The sequence below is a fragment of the Amycolatopsis nivea genome, from assembly GCF_004522235.1.
In the GTDB taxonomy this organism is placed as follows: domain Bacteria; phylum Actinomycetota; class Actinomycetes; order Mycobacteriales; family Pseudonocardiaceae; genus Amycolatopsis; species Amycolatopsis nivea.
On sequence record NZ_SDLT01000109.1, the window covers coordinates 1 to 919 of the forward strand.

The 919-nt window shown below is 65.6% G+C and carries 1 protein-coding gene; it reads right to left on the reverse strand.

Annotated features, from left to right (window positions below; genetic code table 11):
* Nucleotides 1-7: 7 nt before the first annotated feature.
* Nucleotides 8-792 (reverse strand): IS5 family transposase gene (locus EIZ44_RS44440; protein WP_205673505.1). Its coding sequence is split into 2 segments (ribosomal slippage): nt 8-474 and nt 474-792, totalling 786 coding nucleotides; the frame shifts between segments, so codons are not numbered across the junction.
* Nucleotides 793-919 lie beyond the last annotated feature (127 nt).

Below are 919 nucleotides of genomic sequence, written 5' to 3' on the forward strand. Positions count from 1 at the left end.
AGAACTCCTAACAGAGTGAGAGGTTGACCAGTCGGCGCCAGCAGATGATGCCGCAGGCGAGGCTGAGGAATGCTTCGTGGATGTCGTCGCGGATTTCCCAGCGGATGCGCAGGCGACGGAACCAGTGCAGGAGCGCGAAGCTTTGCTCGACGACCCATCGGTGCACGCCCAGGCCGGAGCCGTGTTCGGTGCCGCGGCGGGCGATGACAGGTGTGATGCCTTTGTCGCGTACCAGTGTGCGGTACTTGTCGTGGTCGTAGCCACGGTCGGCGTAGATCGCGTCGGGGCGGGTGCGGGGACGGCCACGTCGCCCCCGCACCGGCGGGATCGCGTCGATGAGGGGCATGAGCTGGGTGACGTCGTTGCGGTTGCCGCCGGTCAGCGAGACCGCGAGGGGGATGCCCTGCGCTTCGGTGATGACGTGGTGTTTCGAGCCTGTCCGGGCACGGTCGACCGGGCTCGGCCCAGTTTTGGGCCACCTTTGAGAGCGCGCACGTGCGAGCCGTCGATCACCGCCTTGGACCAGTCCAGCGCACCCGCGGCGTGCAGTTCGGCCAGCAACTCTTCGTGCAAACGTTGCCACACGCCGGCTTCGTGCCAGTCGCGAAGCCGGCGCCAGCAGGTCATACCGGACCCGTACCCGAGTTCTTGAGGCAGGAACTCCCAGGGTATGCCGGTGTAGAGCACGAACAGGATGCCGCACAACACCCTGCGGTTATCCAGGCGCTTCCGCCCGGGATGGTGAGTCTTGCGGACCACCACCGGCAGCAGCGGCTCGATCCGCTCCCACAGCCGGTCATCAACCTCCCACGGCCTGCGTTGCGCCGTCGTGCACCTCCAGCCTCAGCCAACACAGGAGTAACACCAACCCAACCACTCACATTCCCCCCACCAGCCCCATATTGTTAGGAGTTCTTAG